Genomic DNA, 1,920 nt, shown 5'->3' on the forward strand with positions numbered 1-1,920 from the left:
TACATTACTTGAACTTGGTGCGCTTGGAATTGGGTTAACTGTTCCTACAACTGTTTGACGTGAGTTGGTCGCCGTCTCACAAGTCGTAGTATTATCTTTACAACCTACATAATAAGTCGTAGTCGCTGCAATACTTGGTGCATAGCTGGTGCCTGTCGACAACACTGTTGTCGAGGTCTGACTTGCATACCATTGTACGGTTTGACCTGTTGAACAGGTCGCACTTAAGTTTACAATTCCACTACCACATCTTGAGTTATTAGTTACATTCCCTGCACTTGGTGCGCTTGGGATTGGGTTAACTGTACCTATTACTGCTTGACGTGAATTTGTTGCTGTTTCGCAAGTTGTTGTATTGTCTTTACAACCTACAAAATAAGTCGTCGTTGCTGTAATACTTGGTGCATAACTTGTGCCTGTCGTCAATACACTTGTTGAAGTCTGACTAGCATACCATTGTACTGTTTGACCTGATGAACATACTGCACTTAAGTTTACTACTCCACTACCACAAACTGCACCACCTTGTACATTTGATGAACTTGGTGCTGGTAAGTTTGGATTTACGGTACCTGTTACTCCTTGACGTGTTCCTGTTGTCGTTTCACAAGTTGTCGTGTTGTCTTTACAACCTACATAATAAGTCGTCGTTGCTGTCAAACTTGGGGCATAACTCGTACCTGTCGTCAACACGCTCGTTGAGCTCTGACTTGCATACCATTGTACGGTTTGACCTGTTGAACAGGTTGCTGTCAAGGTCACTACACCTGCTTCACATCTTGATGCCCCTACTACATTATTCGCGCTTGGTGCACTTGGAATTGGGTTAACCGTTCCGATTACGCCTTGACGTGAGCCTGTCGCTGTTTCACATGTTGTTGTGTTATCCTTACATCCTACAAAGTAGGTTGTCGTGGCTGTGATGTTTGGCGAATAGCTTGTACCTGTTGTCAATACACTTGTCGAAGTCTGACTTGCATACCATTGTACTGTTTGACCTGTCGTACAAGTTGCTGTCAAGTTCACTACACCACTTCCGCAAACTGCACCATTCGTTACATTACTTGAACTTGGTGCGCTTGGAATTGGGTTAACTGTTCCTACAACTGTTTGACGTGAGTTGGTCGACGTCTCACAAGTCGTAGTGTTATCTTTACAACCTACAAAATAGGTCGTCGTCGCTGCAATACTTGGTGCGTAACTAGTACCTGTCGACAACACTGTAGTCGAGGTCTGGCTTGCATACCATTGTACTGTTTGGCCTGATGAGCAGGTTGCACTTAAGTTTACAATTCCACTACCACATCTTGAGTTATTAGTTACATTCCCTGCACTTGGTGCGCTTGGGATTGGATTCACCGTTCCTACTACTGCTTGACGTGAGTTCGTTGATGTTTCACAAGTCGTTGTATTATCTCTACATCCTACAAAATAAGTTGTCGTTGCTGTAATACTTGGTGCGTAGCTGGTGCCTGTTGTCAATACACTTGTTGAGGTCTGGCTAGCATACCATTGTACTGTTTGACCTGATGAACATACTGCACTTAGGTTTACTACGCCACTGCCGCAAACTGCACCATTCGTTACATTACTTGAACTTGGTGCTGGTAAGTTTGGATTTACGGTACCTGTTACTCCTTGACGTGTTCCTGTTGTCGTTTCACAAGTTGTCGTGTTGTCTTTACAACCTACATAATAAGTCGTCGTTGCTGTCAAACTTGGGGCATAACTCGTACCTGTCGTCAACACGCTCGTTGAACTCTGACTTGCATACCATTGTACTGTTTGACCTGTTGAACAAGTCGCTGTCAAAGTCACTACACCTGATTCACATCTTGAGGCGCCTACTACGTTATTGGCACTTGGTGCACTTGGGATTGGGTTAACCGTTCCAATTACGCCTTGACGTGAGCCTGTTGC

The 1,920-nt window shown here is 44.3% G+C and carries 1 protein-coding gene; it reads right to left on the reverse strand.

The genetic code is table 11. The features are described from left to right. Window positions 1-1,920: hypothetical protein (locus BWI92_RS27590; RefSeq protein WP_176464561.1), on the reverse strand; the 1,920-nt coding region annotated here is incomplete at both ends.

Source organism: Flectobacillus sp. BAB-3569, from assembly GCF_002270355.1.
Classification (GTDB): Bacteria; Bacteroidota; Bacteroidia; order Cytophagales; family Spirosomataceae; genus Flectobacillus; species Flectobacillus roseus.